Consider the following 25,384-nt stretch of genomic DNA (forward strand, 5'->3'; position numbering starts at 1 on the left):
ACTTGGAGGATATACTATGAACTATATACATATTTAGCATAGAGGAGCAGGCATGTATAAAGAAATTACTTAAGATCGTGTAAAATGAACGTGGGAATAATAAAAGCGATATATCCGTTATAATAGTTCTGACCAAAGATACTAAGGGGACATATCGCATGACTCTCTTAACACAATTATTTTCTAACGCATATACTAAACATCTAGAGTCAGAGTTCTTGAAAAGAATGAAGATTATTTCTGAACCACAGAATTATTCGTTCACCATCCACAACTATGCTTCTCTCATCGAATCACTTGGAGATTTATTTCAAGAGTTTTGTAGGCAGACTCTCGTCAATATTTTTCAGGAGATTGACCAAAAGTTCAAACAATCAGAAATACGTAAACGTGATTACTATGTTAAAGACTTTCGTGAACGGACTTTAGTTACTCCTTATGAAGTCATCACGTTCAAACGAACACTTTATCAGAATAAAATTGATGGTAAGTGTTTCACCTATCTTGACCGTAAATTAGGACTCCCAAGATGGGATACATATGACCCTTGTTCTAGTAGACTAAAGTTGATACACCTTGGTAGAGAAATGATAAAATCAAATCAAGGAAAACATCATGAAGAAATATGCCAAAGAACTTAAAAATGAAATTATACAACTCCACTTAAAATAAGGAAGAATCATTAAAAGTCTTTCTAAGGATTATCACTTGGGTAGTGGAACCCTACAATACTGGCTTAAAGAACTCCGCAATGAATGCCAAAACAATCCATATATTGAAGCAGCAGCAATGTATTTTGAAGAGTCTAAAAAACTAATCTTAGAAAATCGCGAACTCAAGAAGGAAAATGAATTCTTAAAAAAAGCAGCGGCATTCTTTGCAAAGGAAATCGAATAAGCGAATATCAATTTATCCAGAATCATGGAGAAGAGTTTGGAATGCGATGGCTTCGTCGTAAATTTCAAATGAGTATAAACGCATAATATAATTATCTTAAACAACGCAAAGCAGCTTATTACGAAAAGAAAGCAGAAGTACAACGTTTCATCAGCATCTCTTTTCATCAATCAAAAGGTACAATGGGAACCAAAATGATGAGTAACTATTGTGCCAATCACGGATATCCATATTCACTTTCAACAGTTCGAAAGTATATGAGAGAAATGAATTAGGCTTCAAGTATTCGTCGTAGAAAACAGACTTATAAAAGCAAGAAGCAGCATCTCGTGTTTCCTAATCTCATTCAACAGCATTTCATTGCTTCAAAACCGAATCAAGTGTGGTGTGTTGACTTCCTCTATTTATATTTAGCAAATGGGACACCACGATACAACTGCACGATACTGGATGGATACGATCGTAGAATTGTTTCTTCTAGGAATGGTAATCACATTAATACTCACTTACTGATTACCACACTACAAGAAGCGATACATAGATATTATCCAGAGGCAGGACTGATACTTCACAGTGACCAAGGAAGTCAGTTTACTACCAACACATTTACGGAATTCTGTAAAAAAAGACACATACAACAAAGTATGAGTCGTGCAGGGTGTCCTTATGATAATGCGGTTATGGAACGATATTTTAATACACTGAAACATGAATGTACCAACCATTATTCATTTACAACAAAAGAAAGGATGGATTCGACTATTTTTGATTTTGAAGAAAATTGGTACAATTCCAAACGTCCGCATACATTTAACAATGGGAAACCACCTTATCAGGTCAATGCAAACTCTACCTTACTGTAGCAATTTTGCTTGACTAGAACAATTCATTTGACACTAACAGTATAGTACCACAATTAACTTAATGAAAAAAAACAAATTTTTAGAAAAAGTGTATAATATAATATATAAAGAAAGGATTAGTTAAAGATTATGTCTACTTCTTCATTAATAAACCAACCTAATGTCTTAGCGGTCGGAAATGGATTTGATGTCATGCATAAAATTCCTACTAGTTATGTTAACTTTATTGACGGATATGCTGGGAAGAGCCATCATTTCAAATTTTTCAAGTCAATAAGAAGTGATCTAGATTGTATAGATGTTGAAAAGCAAATTGAGTTTCTACATCTGGAAGTTAGGATTTTTTTGGTAAAGTGCTTGATCCCTACTGAGTTTGGAGGATTTAATTTCGAAATTAATTCAGACTCTGTTAATAATTATTTCAAAAAAATTTATGGTTTTGAGATCAATGAGTTTATTAATTCACTTTTTCTTAATACAGGTGTTGACGTATTTAAATGTTTAGGATTAACTAGTAATAATCTTTCCGATTTCGAGAAAGAAATAATGAGTGATTTTGATATGTTAGTTAATGAATTATCAATGTATCTGAGCAAAATTGAGAGAGAGGAAAAGTATAATTCTTACCCAAAATTAGAGATGTTTCTAAGCTGTGTATCTTATATCGTTAATTATAATTATACGAGTGTAGCCGAGCGGTTTTATGGTGTTAGAAAAAAGAATGAAAGGATAGTAATTCATCCTCATGGGAAAGTGGGGAGCTCAATTGTTTTGGGAATTCCCCATGATAAAGCCGATGGTTTCTTTAAGAAAATTTCTAAAGAAATTCAAGTTATTTCAAAGAATTTAATAGTTAATCATTCTCAATGGAATAATATAGTCACAAAAAAGCAATGTAACAATGGTGAAATTGTTAGCGATCAAGCAAAACTTGTAATCGCTTTAGTGGGACATTCTCTAGGAGAGACCGACTGGTATACATTAAAGAAAATTACCTATTTATTAGATGAATCTTATGTTGATAGTTCAGAAATTGAGATATTTATTTTTTATCATAACTATGATTCAAAATTGGATTTAATTAGTAACCTTTTTGAGATGATTGGAAAAGACTTTGCTCAAGAGTACGTTGAAAATGGACAAATTAGATTTTTGCATTATGATACGATTCTAAATTAAACTAATATCTTTAATTTAGATATAAAGGTTTACGTAACAAAGTAGATTTGATTACATATCGATTTGACTTAGAAAGGATAATATCGTTTAAACATAAACGATACTTAAGGTGAGTATATGAAAGCGAAAATAAAAAAAACGAACTCGATCTTTGCATTAGTTGTAATGTTGTTGCTTAATTTTATAACGGTTAATGCCAATAATGAAAATATTTCAAAATCTGATATTGAGAATCAAAGCGATATTTTATATAAAGTGGTCTATGATCCAGATAATGGAGAACCATATAGTACGTGGGAAACTATGGAAGTAGAAGCGGGAGCCCGGATTCCAAATACTGCAAAAGATGGAAGTAAGGAAGGCTATGTGTTTAAAGGCTGGGCCTATGCATTTGATGAGAATGACAATCCATTATATTGGGATTTCAATAAAATGACCATGCCTATGCATGATATGACACTTAGTGCTGTATACTCAAAAACTTACAAGGTGGTCTATGATCCAGATAATGGAGAACCATTTAGTACGTGGGAAACTATGGAAGTAGAAGCGGGAGCACGAATTCCAAATACAGCAAAAGATGGAAGTAAGGAAGGTTATGTGTTTAAAGGCTGGGCCTATGCATTTGATGAGAATGACAATCCATTATATTGGGATTTCACTAAAATGACCATGCCTATGCATGATATGACACTTAGTGCTGTATACTCAAAAACTTACAAGGTGGTCTATGATCCAGATAATGGAGAACCATTTAGTACGTGGGAAACTATGGAAGTAGAAGCGGGAGCACGAATTCCAAATACTGCAAAAGATGGAAGTAAGGAAGGCTATGTGTTTAAAGGCTGGGCCTATGCATTTGATGAGAATGACAATCCATTATATTGGGATTTCACTAAAATGACCATGCCTATGCATAATATAACAGTTAGTGCTGTATACTCAAAAACTTACAAGGTGGTCTATGATCCAGATAATGGAGAACCATATAGTACATGGGAAACTATGGAAGTAGAAGCGGGAGCCCGGATTCCAAATACTGCAAAAGATGGAAGTAAGGAAGGCTATGTGTTTAAAGGCTGGGCCTATGCATTTGATGAGAATGACAATCCATTATATTGGGATTTCAATAAGGATGTAATGCCAAGTCACAATATTACTCTATGGGCAGTATATAAAAATTCATATACAGTAAACTTCCAATTTAATGATGAAAATAATGATTTTACAACTATTCAAGTAGGTGAAGGTGATTTAATTCACTCAGTACCAGTTTTACCTGAGAGAGAAGGATTTGTATTTGTTGGTTGGGCTCAAGGGTTTGGAGAAAATGATGAACCAGATTTATGGGATTTCGATAAGGATGTAATGCCAAGTCACAATATTACTCTATGGGCAGTTTGGGAAATTGAAGATCCAGAAAAACCAGTTGATCCAGGAAAACCAGTTGATCCAGGAAAACCAGTTGATCCAGAAAAACCAGTTGAACCAGGTAAACCAATTGATCCAGAAAAACCAGTTGATCCAGAAAAACCAGTTGATCCAGGAAAACCAGTTGATCCAGGAAAACCAGTTGATCCAGGAAAACCAGCCGAACCAGGTTCTGAAACTGATAATAATACTTCAAAATTACCTCAAACTGGATTGGGTAACAACTTATTTTTAAGTAGTCCCTTAATAACAGTAGGTACATTATTAACGTTATACAAACGAAAATCAGCAAATAGATTCAATAATAAATAATTAAAATATTTAATCTTACAATCAAACAATGAACGCAATCAGGAATGTGGTTGCGTTTTTTTATTATAAAGGATATGGAGCTGTTTAAATGAATGATTTGGACTGTCAACACTTTAGTGGACATTATTTATAAGAAGTGGTTCAATAAATACTCTTTCGGTGGAACATAACCGAGGGTAGAATGTAACCGTTTATTGTTGAATCACCAAACATATGCTGACAACCTTATTTCCAACTGACTCAGTGACTCAAATGTATTTGGATATACGAATTCTGTCTTAATCTATTTTAAGGTTGCTTCAGCTACAGCATTATCATACGGTGTCCCTTTTTCGCTCAATGATCGTTTTATTTGAAATACATCAAGGATTTCATCAATTAATCTGTTTTTGAACTCGTTTTCTCTTTCTGTATGGAAGTAACGGAGGTTTGATAATTTAGTTTCAATTTTTGAAAATGCCTTTTGTACTAATGGTGCAGTCTTGTGTGCGCCACAACTGTAACCTATTATTTCTCTGTTATGAAGATCTAATATTGTGCAAATGTAATTCCATTTACCTGCTACTCTAACATAAGTTAGATCACTGACAATAACTTCATAGCGTTTGCGATTATTAAATTGCCGATTTACAATATTCAAAATGTCGGCGTCATTAACCGGTGATTTATGGACTTTATACTGTGCAAGTGTGTAGACTGATACTAATCCTTCTAATCGCATAATTCGGCCGATTCCTCGTTTTGATAAGACAACACCTTCACGTTGCACTCCCTTTGAATACGGCGTGTTCCATACGTTTTTTGGTTATCGTTGAATATTCGTACAACACGATCTATTTCTGAATCAACACACTGTGTTTTATCTTTGTGTATATAATAACCAGAAGTACTTATTTTCGAAATTTTGCACATCGACTTTACAGGATATTTGTATGCATTGGCTCTAATTACAGTTACTTTCGTCCCATAATTAGCGCCGCTTGCTTTAAAATATCATTTTCCATCTCTGCATATTTAAGTCTTTTCTTAAGTTCAATTATTTCCTTCTGATCTTCTGTCAGATTATCATGCTCTTTGAAAGATCTTGAGTTGGTATCTTGTTTAACCCATTTATGAAATGCCGAAGCCGTTAAATCATATTCAAGAATAATCTCGGATGTAGGTTTTCCATTTTTATAAAGCATTACCATTTGTCTTTTAAAATCTTGTGTATATTCTCTACGTTTTCTTCGCGTCATTTGGATGACCTCACTTTTCTTTAGTTTACCACGAACTACTTATCTTTTGTGTCCACTAAAGTGTAACCCATCCAGAATAGAGTTTAATCCATTTATGAATTGTGGAGAGAGCAACACCGTAATCTTCAGAGAGACGAAGTTGAATTTGACCATCATGATAGAGAGCGAAAATAGATTTTTTTTAAAATCTTCGTTATAACGCATTCTTTGGTTTGACATAAATAGATTTTCCTTTCATTTCTTATAGTTTATGATTTATCCTATTTACTGTCCATATTTACAGTATAGTACCAATGTGCATTAACTAAATCAATCATAAACATTAAAAAAGTTGTTGGCGGGAAAATATCCCACCAACAACTTACCACACTAATCTCTATCAAAAACTACTCACTTGGTGTTCTAAACAAAAACCCTGAAATCTCATTAGAATCTTTATCAACCATAAATCGAATAGCCCCATCTTTAAAAGTGAAGGTGAACCAAGCATCCTTGCCATTGATGACTGTTTCTTTTCCTGACCACTCTGTTATGATATCAGTATTTATGTACATCATATCAACACCATTATACATCAACATGCCCGGCTCCAAATCTTCGATATCGAATGAATAGTAATGGAAGACTCCATCTTTTGAAACATTCTTGGATTCTGCGGAAATGTCGCGTCCTCCCAAATATTTTGTATTTAATCCTGACATCAATGGTTCACCATTGATGTCGAATGTATACACAAACGTTATAGTATCTGCATCTTTTTTTGCTACCATCGGCGGCGTAATCTCAAGAACTGGGTACGATTTAAAATCATCAATACCAACACCACTTCCGAAACGAAGTACTTCATTATTGTAAGTAATCTCCAAAGGCATCACCAAATCATTCTCTTCTTCTTTAGGACTGTTCGAACATCCTACCAAAAAAAGCAAACATATTACTAATAAAAAACCATTTTTTTTCATAATAGTATCCTCCAACTACTCTCAATTTTATCATCAATACTAATCAAAACAAAACTTCTCTAAATTAATTGATTGTGTAAAATCAGTGTGGAATCCCAATTTGATATGATTTGGTAAACTTCATCATATTATCAAGAAAGGAAACTCCACATGTCTATTCTAACACAAAATAATCTATTCTTGTTTATGAATTCTATCATTGAGAAAACTTCAGATTCTTTGAAAAACATCACTAACCCTCAATCTTAATATAGTAATGTCTTTGATTATGTTCAACTAGTCGAAAATATCAGTGAATTGGCCTTCGAAACTGCACGTATACTCTTTTAAGAAACTGTTGAAGAAATGGATAAACAATTTCGATACAGCCAACATCGAGTTCATCAATTTTATGTGAAGTGTAAGCGTTCAAGAACACTTATTACTCCATTTGGAAGGGTTAATATCAAACGTACGATTTATCTCGATAGATTGACTGGAAAGACCTACTGTCATGTCGATTCTAAGCTAGGTCTTCCTAAATATGACAGATATTATCCATGTATTAAATCAATGTTAGTGGCTCTGTTTGCAGATCACAATTTGATGATCAAAGTGGGTAAGATAATCGGTAAACGAATTGGAAACGCTTATTCATTAAATGAAAATGAATCATTTACGATATCAAGGCAAACTGTCTATAACTCAATACGAAGTGCTAAGATGTTTGCTGTTTCTATTAGTGCCAAACATACTCCTAATACTTTATACATCATGGCTGATGAGAAATATGTACATCTCAATACAGGCAAAAATAAGATGGTGAAACCAGCAGTTATTTTTGAAGGTATACAAGGTGCTAAACGCAAAACGCTTATCAATAAACATCATGTAAAGGGGATGAGAGAGTTGTTTTGGGAGAGTGTCGCAGATGCACTACACGAAAGGTATGATATTGATAAAATCAAACGGCTCTTCTTCATAGGTGATGGTGCCAGTTAGATTAAGGAATCTACCAAGTATATTAACCGAGATAATGCGACAAATGAATTTTTACTTGATAAATTTCACTTCAAACAAGGCCTTAATCGTATTACCAAGGATAAAGATATGCAAGCTACTTTGGAAGAATCAATACTAAAGAACCAAGTTGACACGTTTAATAAGCTCATTGACATCGTAATGTCAAGCAATCCAATAATAAAAATACATTTATAAAAATAAGAAAATACGGTATAATTAACTTATAAAATATAGGTAAGAAAAGGAGACCTTATGAAGAAAAAAGCACTCATTACAATTCTAGTAAGTTTAATGATACTGTCATTAGGGACTATTCAGAATGTTTCTGCAAAAACTGATGAACCCTCATCTAAAGTAGAAGTTATTAATGAATCAATTAATAATCTGAAGGAAACTGAAGAAGGAAAAAATGAAGTACTTGAGAAAGGAGAAGTAATAGAAAAATCAGGGGATGGCGAAGATAAACACTTGTTAGAGGAAGATTCCTATGAAGATATACCTGATGTAAAAGAATCAAAAAAAATATCTTCCGACCCTTTAAAGATTTCTAATGATGAATTAGGTTTATATGCAGACGAAACAGTTGTTGAAGTTACTAATTTCAATGAATTACAATCTGCGCTTCGGAATAAAAGTGAAAACATTTTAATTACAGATGATATCGTTATGACAAGTTCCATTACTATTAATTCAAATGTAAACATCAAAGGGAATAATGGAGTAAAAATTACAGGACCAGCACTCACTTCTCAGATGTTTGATGTAAGTGCAACAGTAACTAATTTTAAGCTACAGAATTTAATTGTTGATGGTACATCATCAGGTCAATCAAAAGCGTTATATTTTAAATCAACAACGGGAATTTTTGTTTTTGAAAATATGGTTTTCAAAAACTTCAATAACTCTCAAGGTTCTGTAATGAGGTTTTATACATCCAAAGAAAATGTTGATGATTTGCTGAAAATAGAGATATTGTCATCTGCTTTTGAAAATGTGATCTCACCAACAGGAAGTTACCCTGCTATCGAAATAGGCGTTAATTCAGAAATAAAAATTGAAAATAGTAAATTTAACAATAATGGGATAGGTGGTGCTGCACTTGCTCACAAATTAAATTACACCACAACTGGGTCGAATCATAAAATGAAACTAAATATTGCAAGCTCTTCATTTAATAATTTTGGTTCAAAAGAGAGTGGTGGTGCAATAACACTAAGATATCGTGGTGTTGATGGTGATATAAACATAACAAACAGTACATTTACATCCAATAATACAACTGAATCTAATGGTCAAGGTGGCGCAGTAAGTATTGTTAATGATTCTCGTGCGGAAGGAATTATTAATCTAAACATTACTCAATCTAAGTTTGAAGGAAATATTTCTGAAAAATCAATGGGCGGTGCACTTTATGCCGAAAGACTAACTAATGTTATTTTTTCGGATGTTGTATTCAATAACAATAATAGTTACACACAGGGTGGAGCAGTGGTAATAACTAGTTTAAGCGACAAAATCAAGACTAATTTTGTTGTGAATGGTGCACATAACATCTTTAATGGAAACAGAACCACAAATGACTCCTCAGTAGGTGGTGCTCTCTTAATTATAGGTTCTGTCGACACTAAAATTCAAAATGCTGAATATAAAATGAATTCCTCAAATCAAGAAGGTGGAGCAATTGATGTAACGGCTGGTTCTTCTCCTGAAGATTATTATGCATTTGATATAGAAAACTCGAAATTTTTAAATAACAAGTCCGAAAAAGCACAAGGGGGAGCTGTTGCGATAAATGGTAAAATAAAAGCTACCTTTAACGATTCACTATTTGAATCAAACATAGCGACTTCTGGTGGAGCGATTCACGTTTTCCAAAGTTATGATGTAAAGGATCCTAGTTTAACTATTGAAAACAGTAACTTTAAATTAAATGAAGCCAAGAAATCGTATGGTGGAGCAATTGGAATTCAAAATAATTATTCATATAATACATCAATTAGTAATACTAATTTTGAATCTAACAAAGCAGTTTTTGGAGGAGCTATCTATATGTGGTTATTGCCACAAACTAATGCATTAGCAGCAACAAGCAATTTAGATTTATTAAATGTGAAATTATCTGAAAACACGGCCTACCAAGGTGGAGCTATCTCTACATCAGTAAATGAGAATGCAAATTATAGTGGAGACACCCCAGAAATTAAAGTTGATATGCAAAAGTCAGTAATAGACTCAAATAAATCAGAAAGTAATGGAGGGGGAATATTCTTAGATAGTTTTTCATCCTTCTCTGCAATAAGGTCACAAATTAATAATAATGCCACAACAATTAATGGTGGAGGTATATATTTTGTAAGCACTCCTACACAAAAAAATGAGTTAGTGATCAACGACTCAGTAATACAATCAAATCATGCAGGCAACAATGGAGGTGGTATTAATGTATCTTTAAATTACGATATTAATGCCAACACTTCAGACGAAGATTACGAGCTATACTTCAAATTAACCAAATTAAATAAGGTCTCATTCATAAACAATACCGCTGATAATGGTGGATATATTCTAAATGAAAATCTGTATCCGAAATTATCAGCACTAGCGAAAACAAACTTAGTCGATATTCAAAGTTTATCTAGTCCTTTTAATCTAAGTAATAATTCGGCTTATAATAACTATGATATTAACTTTATTAGCGATACTATAGTTGAAGATGTGACAATTCAATATGAAAGTAATGGTGGATCACCAGTAAATTCAGAAACAGTTATTTATAACTCAAAATTCACTGAACCAATTGTCCCAACCTATGAAGGTTTTGTCTTTAAAGGTTGGTATATTGATAGTTCACTAGAGAGCTTATATAATTTTGAAACTTTAGCTACTGAAAATATTACTGTTTATGCCAAATGGGTAAAAGCTTATGCAGTAACGTATACTGATGGTGTTGAATACCAAGAAGCGTTTGAAGATCAAGTTTATTCAAATCTAGCAGAAAACAGTTCAACTCCTACATTCCAAGGAAATCCAACACGCGAAGGATACACCTTTGAAGGATGGTTACCAGAAGTAGCGGCTACTGTCACAGGTGATGCAACCTATGTAGCACAATGGAAGAAAATTGAAGATCCAATTAAAGAATATACTGTAACGTATACAGACGGGGTTGAAGATGAGGAAGTGTTTGCTAATCAAGTTTATTCAAATCTAGCAGAAAACAGTTCAACTCCTACATTCCAAGGAAATCCAACACGCGAAGGATACACCTTTGAAGGATGGTTACCAGAAGTAGCGGCTACTGTCACAGGTGATGCAACTTATGTAGCACAATGGAAGAAAATTGAAGATCCAATTAAAGAATATACTGTAACGTATACAGACGGGGTTGAAGGTGAGGAAGTGTTTGCTAATCAAGTTTATTCAAATCTAGCAGAAAATAGTTCAACTCCTACATTCCAAGGAAATCCAACACGCGAAGGATACACCTTTGAAGGATGGTTACCAGAAGTAGCGGCTACTGTCACAGGTGATGCAACCTATGTAGCACAATGGAAGAAAATTGAAGAGTCAATTAAACCTATCGAACCTACAGACCCTAGTAAACCAGTTGAACCAGAAAAACCAACACTTCCAGAAACTGGCGTATCAAATAATCAGTTAGGATTGTTGACTACATTATTAGGAAGTCTGATTATTGGATTAAGACTAATTGTAGATAAAAAGAGAAAACTATCTAAATAGTAGAAATAGAAAGTGAGTCGTTTTATAATGACTCACTTTTCCTTTTTTCCTTAATTAACACAACTGGATGTTAGTGAATAACTTACGTCCACAAAAGATATGATAACTGAACGTTACTTTTGCAATTGTCAACATTATTTTACACAATCATAATGTTAAAAGGTATTGTTTTCTTTTGCGACATCTGTTATATTATGTATGTAGTTATTCTCTTTTAGGAGGATAATAGATTTAGTATGTGACCCCGTCAGAGCCTGTTCCGAAAGTTCGGACACGAGAAGGGGTAGTCCACCATTTTATAATGTCAAAAAACCACTTTTATGTGGTTTTTTTTATGACTTAATTATAACATTATCGCAAATAAATGCAATATATAAAAATATCGAATCAGGTTATATTTTCGCCTCATTATACTAATCAATACAGTTCACGAATAATTACAATCATTTCTTGTTTTTCCTTAAGAACAACCTCATAATTATGGTATGATGAAACTGAAAATATAGTTTGAGGAGGCTACATGACACAATCATTAAATTCAAAACTTTTTAGTGCCGCAGACAGTTTGCGTAGGAAAATGGATGCTTCAGAATACAAAAATTACTTACTAGGTTTAATATTTTATAAATATCTTTCGGATAGACTCTTATTAAATGTTATTGAGTTAAACGGGGTTTCTTTAGAGAATTATACTACTCAAACAAAGCAAGTTTCTTTTTATCGGGAGCTCTTAGAGGATGATTCCGTTAAGGACTATTTAATTGATGTATTAGAATCTGTAATAGGATACAGTATAGTACCATCCCTAAGCTTATTCACTACAGTGGTCATTCTGGACGGAATGGTATTTCTCTTTTTTTTCAGATGTTCAACTCAACGGTGATGATTTGGAAGATATTTATTCAGAATCTAATGGTGAGCTACAATTTTGTTTATTAAATTCTTGTGAGTCATCAAACATGGCTAATGCTATTAATAAAAGATGTGGTTCTACAACAATTGGTAATAGAGGTTCTCTTTGCAATTCTAATGCTTAAGTTTTTAGTGAAGAACTTTATTCATTGTTAAGTGTTGATTGTTTAACTGGTGTGCGTAATTTGACAATAAATAGTTTTAATTGTGCAATTGAGAATACTAGAAACAATTAAACTTTTCCAGAAAAAGATGACATAAACAATTATCAGTTTTATTCTAGTTCTAGTTAAACTATGTTGCTACAGTAGAGTAGAATTTTCATAAACAATGTAGATGAACAGAAGATTTAACTAATTCATATCAAATTGGGATTCCACACTTATTTTACGCAATCATTCAGGGCTTGATTATTGACAATATATTAAAAAATGATATATAATAAAATGCTAACTATATAGTTGTCAAGGACAAAAGTTAGGTTTTTAAATGATTTTTGAAAAGTGAATTTGTGTGCACTAAAAACATCGAAAATTATCGACTAAATTTAACAGGGATATTTTGGTGAAACTATATACAGAGTGTTGGATTAAATTCGGTGTTATTTTTCAGGAGTTTGAAAATAACTCGTAGGAGCTTTCGGACTAAATGACCTTGAGAGCAGTGATGCTTCTTTCCTTGAGAACGTTTCATTCGATAGTAGTCGCCAAAGGTCTCATTATAAGTAGCAGCTGGTAATGCTGCTTGATATAAAGCAAGTCTAAGATATCTACTTCCTCGCTTAGATATAGCGGTTGTAGGAGCGTTGTAATCTCCGGATTGGTATACAGCGGGATCACATCCTGCATAAGCTATGAGCTTCGCAGGAGCATCAAAGAGTGAAATATCCTGAATCTCACAGAGTATGGTAAATCCAGTAACGAAGCCAATGCCAGGAATAGTAAAAATTGGGGAATTTAATTCTTTTGATAAAGTCTCAATCTTATGATTAAGTTTCTCAATTTGCTTCATCTTCATCTCAATGGACTCAATAAACATTTGAATCTTCAGTTCTATAACTTGATTAGGTTCTCCAATAGAGTTCTTGGCAATTTCTTTTAAATGATTTGGAAGTTCAGGATTTATTCGTTTTGATGATACCTTCAGTATCAGATCACGTAGCTTTGTAAGATGGACAGGTGCGATAGCTTGTGCTGAAGGAAATTCCTTCAATACAGCAATATAGGCTTTAGAGTACTTTGTTTTGAATACCGTGTTGTATTCTGGGAACACAAGGTCAAGACATGCTTGAAGTTGGTTCTTGACCATCGTAAGCGAATCCATTAGCTCTTGTCTGAAACGAGTGATTTGTTTTCCTTCACGAGTAACGAATTTCTTCTTTGTCATCTTAGTTGTATGACCTGACTGAAGAACGTCACAAATGATAAAACAATCAATGGAGTCTGTCTTAGTCTTACGAATCCGCTGTTTACGAAATGCATCTGTGGTTAGTGGATTCATCACTCTTACATCACAATGCTTATCGAGTAAAAAACGAATAAGGTTATCTCCATAGTGACCAGTTGCTTCAAGTCCAACGTGGTGTCTATCCAAGATGAACGGTTTAATAAGCTCATAAAGTCTATTGAACTTAAACTTTGAATTTTCGAATTGAGTAGGCTTCAAATGAACTTCACCGTGTTGATTGACAATTGCGACAACATGCTTATGTTTTCTCAACATCGATACCAATGTAATACATAAATATCATCCTTTCATAAATGGTGATGTGGTGTTCCACAATCTAAGTACCAAAGATCCTAGTTCGACATACAAGTTCAAAGACTTATCTAACTTATCGCAATTACGGTTCATAGAAGTGGCAATACCCTTTCTAAGGTAGTCAAGCTACAGGGAGCAATCAGAGTACACATTCACAATTCAATCGTATTAGAAATAAATAAAATAGAAAGGAAACGTATATTGAAATGACAATTAGATAAGTCAATTACAATATACTAGGAGAATAAAGATGAAAAAAAGAATTATTCTATTTTTAGCTTTATCATTAATAATGTTTGGAGGGGGAGTTTCGAGTCAAATTAGTGCTGCAGAAGAAACAGGATTTACAGTAAACTTCCAATTTAATGATGAAAATAATGCTTCTACAACTATTCAAGTAGGTGAAGGTGAATTAATTCACTCAGTACCAGTTTTACCTGAGAGAGAAGGATTTGTATTTGTTGGTTGGGCTCAAGCATTTGGAGAAAATGATGAACCGGATTTATGGGATTTCGGTAAGGATGTAATGCCAAGTCACAATATTACTCTATGGGCAGTATATAAAAATTCATATACAGTAAACTTCCAATTTAATGATGAAAATAATGATTTTACAACTATTCAAGTAGGTGAAGGTGATTTAATTCACTCAGTACCAGTTTTACCTGAGAGAGAAGGATTTGTATTTGTTGGTTGGGCTCAAGGGTTTGGAGAAAATGATGAACCGGATTTATGGGATTTCGATAAGGATGTAATGCCAAGTCACAATATTACTCTATGGGCAGTATATAAAAATTCATATACAGTAAACTTCCAATTTAATGATGAAAATAATGATTTTACAACTATTCAAGTAGGTGAAGGTGATTTAATTCACTCAGTACCAGTTTTACCTGAGAGAGAAGGATTTGTATTTGTTGGTTGGGCTCAAGGGTTTGGAGAAAATGATGAACCGGATTTATGGGATTTCGATAAGGATGTAATGCCAAGTCACAATATTACTCTATGGGCAGTATATAAAAATTCATATACAGTAAACTTCCAATTTAATGATGAAAATAATGATTTTACAACTATTCAAGTAGGTGAAGGTGATTTAATTCACTCAGTACCAGTTTTACCTGAGAGAGAAGGATTTGTATTTGTTGGTTGGGCTCAAGGGTTTGGAGAAAATGATGAACCAGATTTATGGGATTTCGATAAGGATGTAATGCCAAGTCACAATATTACTCTATGGGCAGTATATAAAAATTCATATACAGTAAACTTCCAATTTAATGATGAAAATAATGATTTTACAACTATTCAAGTAGTTGAAGGTGATTTTATTCACTCAGTGCCAGTTTTACCTGAGAGAGAAGGATTTGTATTTGTTGGTTGGGCTCAAGGGTTTGGAGAAAATGATGAACCAGATTTATGGGATTTCGATAAGGATGTAATGCCAAGTCACAATATTACTCTATGGGCAGTTTGGGAAATTGAAGATCCAGAAAAACCAGTTGATCCAGGAAAACCAGTTGATCCAGAAAAACCAGTTGATCCAGGAAAACCAGTTGATCCAGAAAAACCAGTTGAACCAGGTAAACCAATTGACCCAGAAAAACCAGTTGAACCAGGTAAACCAGTTGATCCAGGAAAACCAGTTGATCCAGGAAAACCAGCCGAACCAGGTTCTGAAACTGATAATAATACTTCAAAATTACCTCAAACTGGATTAGGTAACAACTTATTTTTAAGTAGTCCCTTAATAACAGTAGGTACATTATTAACGTTATACAAACGAAAATCAGCAAATAGATTCAATAATAAATAATTAAAATATTTAATCTTACAATCAAACAATGAACGCAATCAGGAATGTGGTTGCGTTTTTGGCTCTTTAATTTCTGGTGTTGGTGATCCAATATCTTAAGTTATTGAACCATGCCACACATTGAAAAATGTGTGGTTTTTTTTATTGTACTAATCTTACCATAGTATTCGTGGTTAGTAAGATTCTACTTCTAAAATTATTGAAATCTCGATAGCCAAAAGCGACTCGTTTTATTACTTTGATTAAGTTATTGGTCCCTTCAAGTGGACCATTCGTTGTTTGGTACCTCATCGAGTTTCTAATCGATGTTTCATGTTTAGTGAGAGTATCTAGTGCCTTTTTCATTTGAAGTGACAGCCCTTTGGGATTGGAGTGTACGAGGTTAAACATATCTTAAGCTCGACCATCATTATAAGCATTTATCAATGATTGATAAATATGATAGCTCGTTTCTAATTCTGAATCTATTCTCAATAATTCATCAACAACTTGGCTTTGTGTCATGAGATAGGGAAAGCATGTGTAGTGTTTGTGATTCTTAAAATCTAGCTTTCTTTCGTTCATGAGTAATAGCTTCCAGTATCGTTTAAGCTTACGGTAATGTTTAGGATACTTCTTCATAGTTTAAATCCGTGTTCCGGATAATGCTCGTGATAAATGTTGAATAACATGGAATCTATCTGTGATAATCTTTGCATTGGGAAAGCAGGCCTGTATACACTCGATATAGGGAACGTACATATCAATACATATTGTCTCTACATTGGCTCTTACTTCATCAGGATAGGTCCAAAAGTAGCTTTTTAAGTAGCTTAGACGTCTATCTTGAAGGATATCAATGACTTTATGCGTATGAGCATCCATGAAGATAAATGACATTGAAGCATTAACAGATTTGACCGATTTAAACTCGTCAAAACAGAGATGTTTGGGTAATGTTTTTCTATTTACAATGAATTGAGAAGATAAGCTTCCGATCCATGTATTCAAACGATCATGAGAGATATCATGATTCTTCGCAATATCTTTAATTGATATTTTATCTTTACAGGAAAGAATACATGAGTGGAATGTGTTGTTTGAAATGGAATGATTATCGTTAACGATACTTGTGGAAATAGTAAAAGTATGATCACAGTGTTTGCATAGATAGCGTTGCTTCTTCAATTCTAGAAAAGTTCGTTGATTGGATACACGTGGCAGCTTAATTCGAATCAATTTAAAACCATGCTTGATGATGTCGAATTGGTGATTAATGCATCCACACTTAGAACATAAATCAGGAGTCTTAGGTGATAGTGTACCTCTAAATATAAGACATTGAGTTCCTATAATAGTTTTCTTAAATAAATAATTTTTTGAGAATTTTACTCTCTTATCTTTAATATTTAACAGTAATCGTATAGAATGAGACATGGACATAGTAATTTTCCTTTCTTCCTTGTGTGTCGTAACTCAAGTATATCGGAAATCACTATGTCTTTTTATATATTTCTTCAATTTGATACAAAAAGGTGTTAGTGAGAATAAATCTCACCAACACCAGAAATTGTAGAACCAGTTTTTATATTTGTAAGGGTAACATGGTATTGCAAATAAGTAAAATTCGAGCTCTGAAATTACTGAATAAACGATATCCGAAAGTGATTCGCTTTATAACCTTAATCAGATTGTTGGTTCCTTCTAGTTTTCCATTTGAATTTGAATAAGTAAGTGCATTGATTATTGAATTGGAATGATAACGTAATGTTTCCATCGATATTTGTATTGTTTTGGGTAAGTGTCTCGTTTCCTTTTCAATAAGTGTTTTGAATCGCTGTATGTTTCGGTACTTGATACATGATCTAAGATTCTGAACAAGCCAATAAGATTCCTCTAAAATCGGGAACTGTCTCAGGAGTTCATCGACAACTTGTTGCTCCGTCATTAAATGATAGAAACCTGTAGACTTCTTATGGTTCGTTAAGTCTAAGTCTTCATGGCTCTTTAAGAGGAGTTTCCAGTAGCGTTTAAGCTTCTTATAGTGTCCTTTATTCTGGTTCATTGTTTGGACTCGTACAGAGTTTAAAGAGCGGTTAAGGAGCTGTGCTACATGAAAACGGTCAGTGATGATGACAGCGTTAGGAAAACAAACTCGGATGACATCAATATATCCCTTAAACATATCGATACAAACTGTTTCTACTTTTTTCCTTACCTTAAGAGGATAGCGGAAGAAGTAAGATTTTAAGAATCCAGTATGCCGGTGGGTTAAGATATCTAAAACTGTTCCATTAGAACTATCCATTGGACCGATGTCAACAAACTGGACAGTAATTAGGAAACTAATTGATTAAATTCAAGTCCTTTTTCGTTAGGGGACAGCCAATCGTTGTAGGAATGAGGTCTGAATGGGTTATAGAAACCATTAATATAAGAGAACAGACATTTCTGACAGTCTTCGGTTTCTAAAAATGAACGTCGATTTGTTTCTTCATGTTTTAAATATTTGAAAAATGATTCAATAGCTGCGTTATCCCAAGGATATGATTTTTTGAAAAGAATTGTACAACGGTATATTCATCCCATTACTTTTCTTACTCTAAAGGAGCGATACTGTGAACCGCGATCCGAATGGAATAGTAAATTTCCTTGAGGTTTTCTTACATTAAATGCATCATAGAAAACATCAAGTATTAAGGTCGAATTCATTCGATTAGAAAGCTTCCATGTACTGATTTTACGAGAAAATAAAACCATAATCACGCAAAGATAACGAAATCCTTTAGATGTTTTAATATATCTAAAATCGCTAACCCATACTTTATTAGGTTCTGAAGGACTAAATTCTTGATTAAGAACATTAATACATTCTTTATCATTATTGTGTTTAGAAGCTTTGAACAATGGTTTAACAGTTGACATGCGAGCTAAAGGCATAGATTTTAAGAGTCTGTAAACTCGTCCAAGACTAATGGATATGCTATATTCAAAAAAAGACGACGATTGAGCTTTATTGCACCCAAACGCTACTTATATTTTATATAAAGCTCACAAGATGAGACCTTATTTTCTGATTCTCAATATCACGTTTTGAAGGTTTATGATTTAAAGAGTTGTAGTAAGTAGAACGGTTAACATTAAGAGCTTTACAAAGCCGTTAATTTTTGTGTTGTGATTTAAGGAGCTCGATTGCTTTTAGTCGTTGTTTGAATAGGGTGTGAATATGGCAATTGCTTTTTTTAATATGAGGTTCTCTTCTTTGAATAAGGCAACTTGTTTCTGGAGTTCGCTAACTTGTTTATCGGTAAGAATCTCTCCATTATCTGTTTCGACTTCTGAATAGAGTTTAATCCATTTATGAATTGTGGAGGGAGCAACACCGTAATCTTCAGAGAGACGAAGTTGAGTTTGACCATCATAATAGAGAGCAACAATTGGTTTCTTAAAATCTTCAGAATATCGGGTTCTTTTGTTTGACATAAATAGGTTTTCCTTTCATTTTCTTATAAGTTAAGATTTTTCCTATTGACTGTCCATATTTATAGTATAGTACCACGAAGTGTCAAATCAAATTTTAGATGCCAAGTAGTTATAGTCGCGTAATGGTTTCGTCCCATCATTTAATAACTTGCAGTTAATAAAATCATCGCACAAAATTCTCAAGGCGACCAGGAAATCAACATCATTGCTTTCAATTAGGAGTGATAACATAGCGAAGTGTTCCTTAATCTCTTCTATATCATAGTTGACAAGTTCATAGTACATTTCCTTAACACTTTTAACAACATAATAATAGTTATAAAGTCTCATGATGCCTCCTTAATTACAAATATTTGGTATACAGATTATATCATAGTAAATATTTGTTGTGATATTAAGTACAAGAAAGTTAGGTGATAGTTGTAGCGTTACAGTTAATGTTAGATAATAATGAAGTTAAAGAAGTAACTATATAGTTGTCAAGGCTAAAAGATAGAATTCAGAATTATTATTAAAAAATGAAAATGAGAGTCAAGTCCTAAATCTTGTGTAAAAGTTTTTATGTCAGTAAGTGGATCTAATCAATCCACTTTTTAGTTTCATCATTAAATTTAATATACTGCCTTGAACTCGTATTCTAATCCTCATGGATATCAATGAGGGCTGAACCTATGAGTCGTAATGCTGATTGCTCGTTTGGAAAGATGCGGATGACTTTCTCTCTTCTTCTAATTTCAGAATTGAGTCGTTCAAGCATATTCGTGCTTTTAAGTCTGGAGTAGTTAGTTTCTTTAATGTTGCAATATTGAAAAGCATCTTCAAACCCTTCATCAAGACAATCCGTCATCTTCTGATATTTCTCTCTGTAACGTCGGATAATATCATTCTTCATATTTCGTGCGATATCGATATTATTCGTTTTGAAAAGTATCTTTAATTCATCTCGAATCGTCTCTGTTTTCTTACGAGGTAACTTATCAAATACATTTCGCATGAAGTGAACTTGACATCGTTGTCATGCTACACCTCCAAAGACGTCTCTTATCGCTGCTACTTCGCTTTTATGTGAATCAGAGATGACAAGTTTCACTTCCGATAATCCACGTTCTAAAAGACGTGTATAGAGCGACTGCCATGTGGTATATGATTCACTATCTGATATTGAGAAATCCATAAGTTCACGTTCACCAAACTCATTAATACCGAGTATAATGTGAAATGCCTTTGATACAACGCAATTATCCTCGCGGACCTTGATATGCAATACATCGCTTAAAATGAACGGATATTTTTGAATGATGGCTCTATTAAGATACTGCATCAAGTTCAACCGTCAATGAGCTCACAAATGATTTGGAAACATTCACTCCGCAAAGTTCTTCAATAACTTTGGTTACTTTACGCATTGAAACACCTTGAACATACATTTCTAGCATCGTTGATAGCAGAGCTTTTTCATTTCTTTGATAACGTTCAAATACTGATGGTGAGAACTTTCCATCTCGTGTACGTGGGACTATTAAGTCAAGTGTACCAATGCGAGTAGTATAACTGCGGTCATAGTAGCCATTGCGATATGAAACGCGTTGCTCATCACGTAAATAGTTGTCGACATTGATATACGCATCGCGTTCGCGTTCCATCAACTGATTGAATATTGTTGTCAACATTTGTTTTGCGAGGTCATTTGCACCACTGTTTGAAATGATATCTTGAATCTGGTCTGAATCTAAAGTAAAATTGATTTGTGTCATAGAGAACTCCTTATGTTTGATTGGTACTAACATAATAACAGAGCCTCTATGGCTTTTTTTACTTTTACACAATTATATGGACTTTATCAAAATGAGTAATATGAAAGTATCGAGTAATATAGATTTGATTTTAAAAGTTGTAGATTAGTTTAATTATATAGTGCTGGATTGTAATAGATATTATCTGAAAGAAGTTTGAAAATAACTCGATGCAGTTTTCGGACAAAATGTTTTTGAGCATAGCAATGTTGTTTTCATTGAGAACGTTTCGTTCGGTATTAATCACGGAATGCCAGGTTGAATATAGCTGCTTGTTAAAATGAGTTGAATAAAGCAATTCTGAGATACCTACTCCTTGTTTAGAAATGCAGTTGTATAGTTTTTGGACTGGTAAACAGTTGGCTTGCACCCTGCATATGCTACTAGTTTGCAGAGGAATCTAAAAGTGAAATATCTAAATTCTCAAGAATCGCAAGGTCTGTGTCGATATCTATAGCTGGTATCTTAAAAATTGGTGAGTTTAATTCTTTTGAAAGAAATTCGATTTTTGGAGTAAGAATTTAAATCTGTTTAAATTTCATTTCAATTGATTCAATAAGCATTTGAACATCCATATCAATAACTTGGCTTGATTCACCAATTTTACTCTTGACAGTGTTCTTAAGTAGATCAGGAAGTCTGCGTTAATATGCTCAGATTAAGCCTTTAGAATCAAGTTGTGAAGTTTTTGGTCTCTCCCCAATTTGCTTGTCCACTTCTTATGAGAATATGATAGAATTCAATTAAAAGGAGAACCAAATTATTTGGGGTCATACCAATACAAATAAAAGTATGAAATATAAGTTTGTAAAATGCTTAGAATGCGAAAAATTAATTGTGAAAATTTTTTCACAATTAAATAATATTATATTATACTTATTAAGTAGATTATGTGATTTTGGTTGTTGGGTAGCCAATAATCTACATTAATGGTATTTTTAAAGAAAGTCAGTAGTAAGCCATCATGGCTATTAGCAACCTAAGGGGTGTTCGCCCAGGATATGTCAATGGCACCATTAATAGTTCTGAAAGCCACTATATAGTGGCTTTCAGACTGTTGACAAATGTCGACAGTCTTTTTTTTACGGAGTGCAAACATAAAGTTAATCTGTTTAAGTTCTTATCATACTTAATTTCATATTCTACCCTCATTAGAACACCGTAATAATTAAGAGTAGTATAATAGATATAGGTGATAATTATGGCTAAAAAGTATATCAATAAAAACGAAGTATTTGTAATAGATTCATTAGATAATCTTGTACCCCAAGACCACTTGGTACGTAAACTAGAAGCGTACATTGACTAGTCTTTTATTAATGATTTAACGGATTCATTATACTCCAATCAAGGTCGCTCCTGTGTCGATCCTGTTATACTGTTTAAGATGATCTTTATTAATAAACTTTTCGGCATAAATTCTATGCGTAAGACTTGTGATGAAATCCAAGTCAACGTGGCATATCGTTGGTTTTTAGGGTTGGGTTTTGAAGACACAATACCGAATCATTCAACCTATTCTCAAAACTATAGAAGAAAATATCGTGATAATAATATCGCTGAGAAAATATTTATGGGAGTTCTTACACAACTGTACGACCATGAACTCATCGACATGGAATCACTTTTTATCGACGGAACCCATATCAAAGCTAATGCTAATAAGAATAAATACACTAAAGAAGAAGCGCTTGATCATATTCGACTCACAGATAAATGGAAAGAAATATATCCATTAAGAAAAGAAACCATAGAACGATGTTTTGCGGATGGAAAAGCAAAACACGGTATGGGATTCACTCGATATAAAGGTAAAAATAAAGTACGAGATGATGTGTACTTACTTTATGCTGCAATGAACATAAAAAAAATGGTTAACTACTTATCAAGAATTGGAAAGAGACCGATAAACAATGCATTTAACAGGATAAAATTGGTATTTATGCCAATTTTTTTCTTTTTTGAGAGAAGTATTAAAAAAGAGAGCCAACAAACCTTAAGTTTGTCAACTCTTTGAAAGCCACTATATAGTGGCTTTTTCTATGTTTTCATTATATCACTTTAATCAATAATATCAATACAAATTATAAATATTATCAATATAGACGGTTATCTATATTGACATTTATCTATGTCGCAGATATAATGACATTGATAATTATCTATATAGGAGGATGTTATGTATTCAAATGAAGACTTAGCAATTTTTTTTAAAGCTCTTTCAGATGAAACAAGACTAAAGATTGTCTTGATGCTTAAGAATGAGAATCTATGCGCATGTCATATTCTTGATGAATTCTCTATTACTCAGCCAACACTTTCATATCACATGAAAATTCTTGTAGATAGTGGGCTTGTAAAAGGTGATAAAGATGGGAATTGGACCAGATATCAACTAAATAAAGATGTCATAGAAAAAATGAATGATTTTTTCAAAGAGATTGAAAACTCGAATGAGAGTATATCAAGAGAAATAGCTGGATGCTAACGAATTTTTATAAGAGGATAACTACAAAATGAATGAGAACAAGATTAGTTTTTTTGAAAAGTATTTAACTGTTTGGGTTATAATCTGCATGGTAATAGGGATATCGTTGAGCAGATTCGCACCCGACTTCTCAAACTTTGTTAGAAGTTTAGAGTATCTTAATACATCAATTCCAATTGCGGTATTGACTTGGGTAATGATTTTTCCAATGATGATGAAAGTTGATCTAAAAGCAATTAGAAGGGTTGGAAAGAAACCAACTGGAATCCTGATATCGAGTTTAACAAGCTGGGCAATTAAACCATTTTTAATGTATGGATTAGCCTATTTCTTCTTCGTAGTTATATTTAAGCAATTTATACCAGTAGAATTAGCACAACAGTACATTGCAGGAGCAGTATTGCTGGGTGCCGCACCATGCACTGCTATGGTATTTGTATGGAGCAACCTAACAGACGGAGATCCTGCGCAGACCTTGATGCAAGTATCACTAAATGACATTTTTATTATATTATTATTTGTACCAATTGTGTCATTCCTATTAGGGGCAACAAATATCTTTGTACCATGGGAAACACTCATAGTTTCTATCGGGTTGTTTGTGGTTGTTCCACTAATAGCAGGTACTGCTACACGAAAGTATGTAATAAAAAATAAGGGACAAGATTTTTTTGATAATGAATTTGTAAGTAAATTTGATGGAATTACGACCATTGGTCTTCTACTTACTTTGGTCATTATATTCACATATCAAGGGAATATTATCTTAGACAATCCGTTTCATGTTCTACTTATTGCGGTTCCATTGATTCTTCAAAATGTTATTACTGCTAACTTTGCATATTTTGCATGTAAAGTTGCTAAACAACCTCATAATGTAGCGGCGCCTGCTGCACTGATAGGTGCTTCAGACTTCTTTGAATTGTCTGTTGCAGTTGCAATTGCGCTTTTTGGAGCTCAGTCGCCAGTTGTTCTGGTTACTACTGTAGGTGTTCTGACTGAAGTCCCAGTTATGCTTATGTTAGTGTCCTTTATAAATAAAACTAAGGGCTGGTATAATTCTGATAAGAAAATTAAGCCTATATCAATGACAAAGGGGAAATCATAATGAAACCAAAGGTAGCATTTGTTTGTGTGCATAATTCCTGTCGAAGTCAAATGGCTGAAGCAATTGCTAAAGTTGTTGCTTCTGATGTCTTTGAATCGTATTCTGCTGGAACAGAAACAAAACCTGAAATCAATCAAACAGCGGTGAAAATTATTGAAGAACAGTATAACGTTGATATGAACAAAACACAACGATCAAAACTATTGGAGGATATACCACAAGTTGAGATTGTGGTAACTATGGGATGCAATGTTGAGTGTCCATATTTACCAAATAAACATCGTGAAGACTGGGGGCTTGATGATCCATTAGGTAGCCCTGAAGAAGAATTTATTAAAACAATGAACTTAATTGAAGAGAAGGTATATGACTTAGCTGAGCGAATTAAGTCTGGTGTAATCGCTCTTTAGAAAACTTAAGGA

General features: G+C 33.4%; 23 protein-coding genes and 2 pseudogenes. 13 read left to right on the forward strand and 12 right to left on the reverse strand.

What is annotated here, in order from left to right:
• The first annotated feature begins 158 nt into the window (after positions 1-158).
• From G7059_RS03795 to G7059_RS10500, 5 genes are all read left to right on the forward strand, one after another.
• The gene (locus G7059_RS03795; protein ID WP_166080767.1) at positions 159-641 is read left to right on the forward strand and encodes a UPF0236 family transposase-like protein; all 483 of its coding nucleotides are present in this window, start codon (positions 159-161) and stop codon (positions 639-641) included.
• A 67-nt stretch (positions 642-708) separates the two neighbouring features.
• Positions 709-897 carry a hypothetical protein gene (locus tag G7059_RS03800; protein WP_166080029.1) on the forward strand — a complete coding sequence of 63 codons (189 nt, stop codon included), beginning with the start codon at positions 709-711 and terminating at the stop codon, positions 895-897.
• Between the two features lie 284 nt (positions 898-1,181).
• Positions 1,182-1,760, forward strand: a complete 579-nt coding sequence (locus tag G7059_RS03805) for an IS3 family transposase (protein WP_166082059.1) — start codon at positions 1,182-1,184, stop codon at positions 1,758-1,760.
• Positions 1,761-1,889: 129 nt separating this feature from the next.
• Positions 1,890-2,939, forward strand: a complete 1,050-nt coding sequence (locus G7059_RS03810) for an AbiH family protein (RefSeq protein ID WP_166080768.1) — start codon at positions 1,890-1,892, stop codon at positions 2,937-2,939.
• Between the two features lie 117 nt (positions 2,940-3,056).
• The gene (locus G7059_RS10500; RefSeq protein ID WP_166080769.1) at positions 3,057-4,682 is read left to right on the forward strand and encodes an InlB B-repeat-containing protein; all 1,626 of its coding nucleotides are present in this window, start codon (positions 3,057-3,059) and stop codon (positions 4,680-4,682) included.
• A gap of 127 nt (positions 4,683-4,809) precedes the next feature.
• Here the strand turns inward: G7059_RS10500 and G7059_RS03820 are convergent.
• Together G7059_RS03820 and G7059_RS03825 are read right to left on the reverse strand one after the other, a co-directional pair.
• A pseudogene (locus G7059_RS03820) lies at positions 4,810-5,926 on the reverse strand (IS3 family transposase).
• A gap of 380 nt (positions 5,927-6,306) precedes the next feature.
• The gene (locus G7059_RS03825) at positions 6,307-6,882 is read right to left on the reverse strand and encodes a hypothetical protein (protein ID WP_166080770.1); all 576 of its coding nucleotides are present in this window, start codon (positions 6,880-6,882) and stop codon (positions 6,307-6,309) included.
• Between the two features lie 345 nt (positions 6,883-7,227).
• On the opposite strand from G7059_RS03825, the gene G7059_RS03830 reads away from it, so the two are divergent.
• The 3 genes from G7059_RS03830 to G7059_RS03840 all read left to right on the forward strand — a co-directional run bounded on the left by G7059_RS03830 (position 7,228) and on the right by G7059_RS03840 (position 12,508).
• Complete coding sequence (locus tag G7059_RS03830; RefSeq protein ID WP_166080771.1) at positions 7,228-7,863, forward strand: UPF0236 family transposase-like protein; 636 nt, start codon at positions 7,228-7,230, stop codon at positions 7,861-7,863.
• 273 nt (positions 7,864-8,136) lie between these two features.
• Positions 8,137-11,625 (forward strand): InlB B-repeat-containing protein, encoded by a 3,489-nt coding sequence (locus G7059_RS03835; RefSeq protein ID WP_166080772.1) that lies wholly within the window; start codon positions 8,137-8,139, stop codon positions 11,623-11,625.
• A gap of 520 nt (positions 11,626-12,145) precedes the next feature.
• Positions 12,146-12,508 carry a type I restriction-modification system subunit M N-terminal domain-containing protein gene (locus tag G7059_RS03840; protein WP_166080773.1) on the forward strand — a complete coding sequence of 121 codons (363 nt, stop codon included), beginning with the start codon at positions 12,146-12,148 and terminating at the stop codon, positions 12,506-12,508.
• Between the two features lie 599 nt (positions 12,509-13,107).
• On the opposite strand, the gene G7059_RS03845 is transcribed toward G7059_RS03840, so the two are convergent.
• Entirely contained in the window at positions 13,108-14,259 is a 1,152-nt protein-coding gene (locus G7059_RS03845; RefSeq protein WP_166080774.1) for an IS110 family transposase, read from the reverse strand.
• A gap of 289 nt (positions 14,260-14,548) precedes the next feature.
• Here G7059_RS03845 and G7059_RS03850 point away from each other — a divergent pair, with 289 nt between their 5' ends.
• On the forward strand, positions 14,549-16,111 hold the full coding sequence (locus G7059_RS03850; RefSeq protein ID WP_166080775.1) for an InlB B-repeat-containing protein: 1,563 nt from the start codon (positions 14,549-14,551) through the stop codon (positions 16,109-16,111).
• Between the two features lie 141 nt (positions 16,112-16,252).
• Here G7059_RS03850 and G7059_RS10650 read toward each other — a convergent pair whose 3' ends face one another.
• The 9 genes and pseudogenes from G7059_RS10650 to G7059_RS03895 all read right to left on the reverse strand — a co-directional run bounded on the left by G7059_RS10650 (position 16,253) and on the right by G7059_RS03895 (position 21,327).
• Complete coding sequence (locus G7059_RS10650) at positions 16,253-16,501, reverse strand: transposase (protein ID WP_370519184.1); 249 nt, start codon at positions 16,499-16,501, stop codon at positions 16,253-16,255.
• A gap of 3 nt (positions 16,502-16,504) precedes the next feature.
• Positions 16,505-16,732: a transposase gene (locus tag G7059_RS10655; RefSeq protein ID WP_166080777.1), complete on the reverse strand. Its 228-nt coding sequence runs from the start codon at positions 16,730-16,732 to the stop codon at positions 16,505-16,507.
• 3 nt (positions 16,733-16,735) lie between these two features.
• Positions 16,736-17,533 (reverse strand): transposase, encoded by a 798-nt coding sequence (locus G7059_RS10660; protein ID WP_370519185.1) that lies wholly within the window; start codon positions 17,531-17,533, stop codon positions 16,736-16,738.
• 142 nt (positions 17,534-17,675) lie between these two features.
• Positions 17,676-18,398 carry an ISL3 family transposase gene (locus G7059_RS03870; protein ID WP_166080779.1) on the reverse strand — a complete coding sequence of 241 codons (723 nt, stop codon included), beginning with the start codon at positions 18,396-18,398 and terminating at the stop codon, positions 17,676-17,678.
• A gap of 29 nt (positions 18,399-18,427) precedes the next feature.
• Positions 18,428-18,670: an integrase core domain-containing protein gene (locus tag G7059_RS10665; RefSeq protein ID WP_166082060.1), complete on the reverse strand. Its 243-nt coding sequence runs from the start codon at positions 18,668-18,670 to the stop codon at positions 18,428-18,430.
• Positions 18,671-19,030, reverse strand: coding sequence for a DDE-type integrase/transposase/recombinase (locus G7059_RS03880; protein ID WP_166080780.1), 360 nt, complete (start codon positions 19,028-19,030; stop codon positions 18,671-18,673).
• 258 nt (positions 19,031-19,288) lie between these two features.
• Positions 19,289-19,573, reverse strand: a complete 285-nt coding sequence (locus G7059_RS03885) for a transposase (RefSeq protein ID WP_166080781.1) — start codon at positions 19,571-19,573, stop codon at positions 19,289-19,291.
• Positions 19,574-19,660: 87 nt separating this feature from the next.
• The gene (locus G7059_RS03890) at positions 19,661-19,903 is read right to left on the reverse strand and encodes a hypothetical protein (RefSeq protein WP_166080782.1); all 243 of its coding nucleotides are present in this window, start codon (positions 19,901-19,903) and stop codon (positions 19,661-19,663) included.
• Positions 19,904-20,210: 307 nt separating this feature from the next.
• Positions 20,211-21,327 (reverse strand): annotated as a pseudogene (locus G7059_RS03895) (IS256 family transposase).
• A gap of 1,354 nt (positions 21,328-22,681) precedes the next feature.
• Here G7059_RS03895 and G7059_RS03900 point away from each other — a divergent pair.
• The 4 genes from G7059_RS03900 to G7059_RS03915 all read left to right on the forward strand — a co-directional run bounded on the left by G7059_RS03900 (position 22,682) and on the right by G7059_RS03915 (position 25,372).
• The gene (locus tag G7059_RS03900) at positions 22,682-23,383 is read left to right on the forward strand and encodes a transposase (RefSeq protein ID WP_255489652.1); all 702 of its coding nucleotides are present in this window, start codon (positions 22,682-22,684) and stop codon (positions 23,381-23,383) included.
• 162 nt (positions 23,384-23,545) lie between these two features.
• Positions 23,546-23,854 (forward strand): helix-turn-helix transcriptional regulator, encoded by a 309-nt coding sequence (locus G7059_RS03905; protein WP_166080784.1) that lies wholly within the window; start codon positions 23,546-23,548, stop codon positions 23,852-23,854.
• Positions 23,855-23,882: 28 nt separating this feature from the next.
• Entirely contained in the window at positions 23,883-24,962 is a 1,080-nt protein-coding gene (gene arsB / locus G7059_RS03910) for an ACR3 family arsenite efflux transporter (RefSeq protein WP_166080785.1), read from the forward strand.
• On the forward strand, positions 24,962-25,372 hold the full coding sequence (locus G7059_RS03915; protein ID WP_166080786.1) for an arsenate reductase ArsC: 411 nt from the start codon (positions 24,962-24,964) through the stop codon (positions 25,370-25,372). Before arsB ends, G7059_RS03915 begins: the two co-directional genes overlap by 1 nt.
• The last annotated feature ends 12 nt before the right edge of the window (positions 25,373-25,384 follow it).

Origin of the sequence: Erysipelothrix sp. HDW6A (assembly GCF_011400295.1) — a bacterium.
GTDB lineage: Bacteria > Bacillota_I > Bacilli_A > Erysipelotrichales > Erysipelotrichaceae > Erysipelothrix.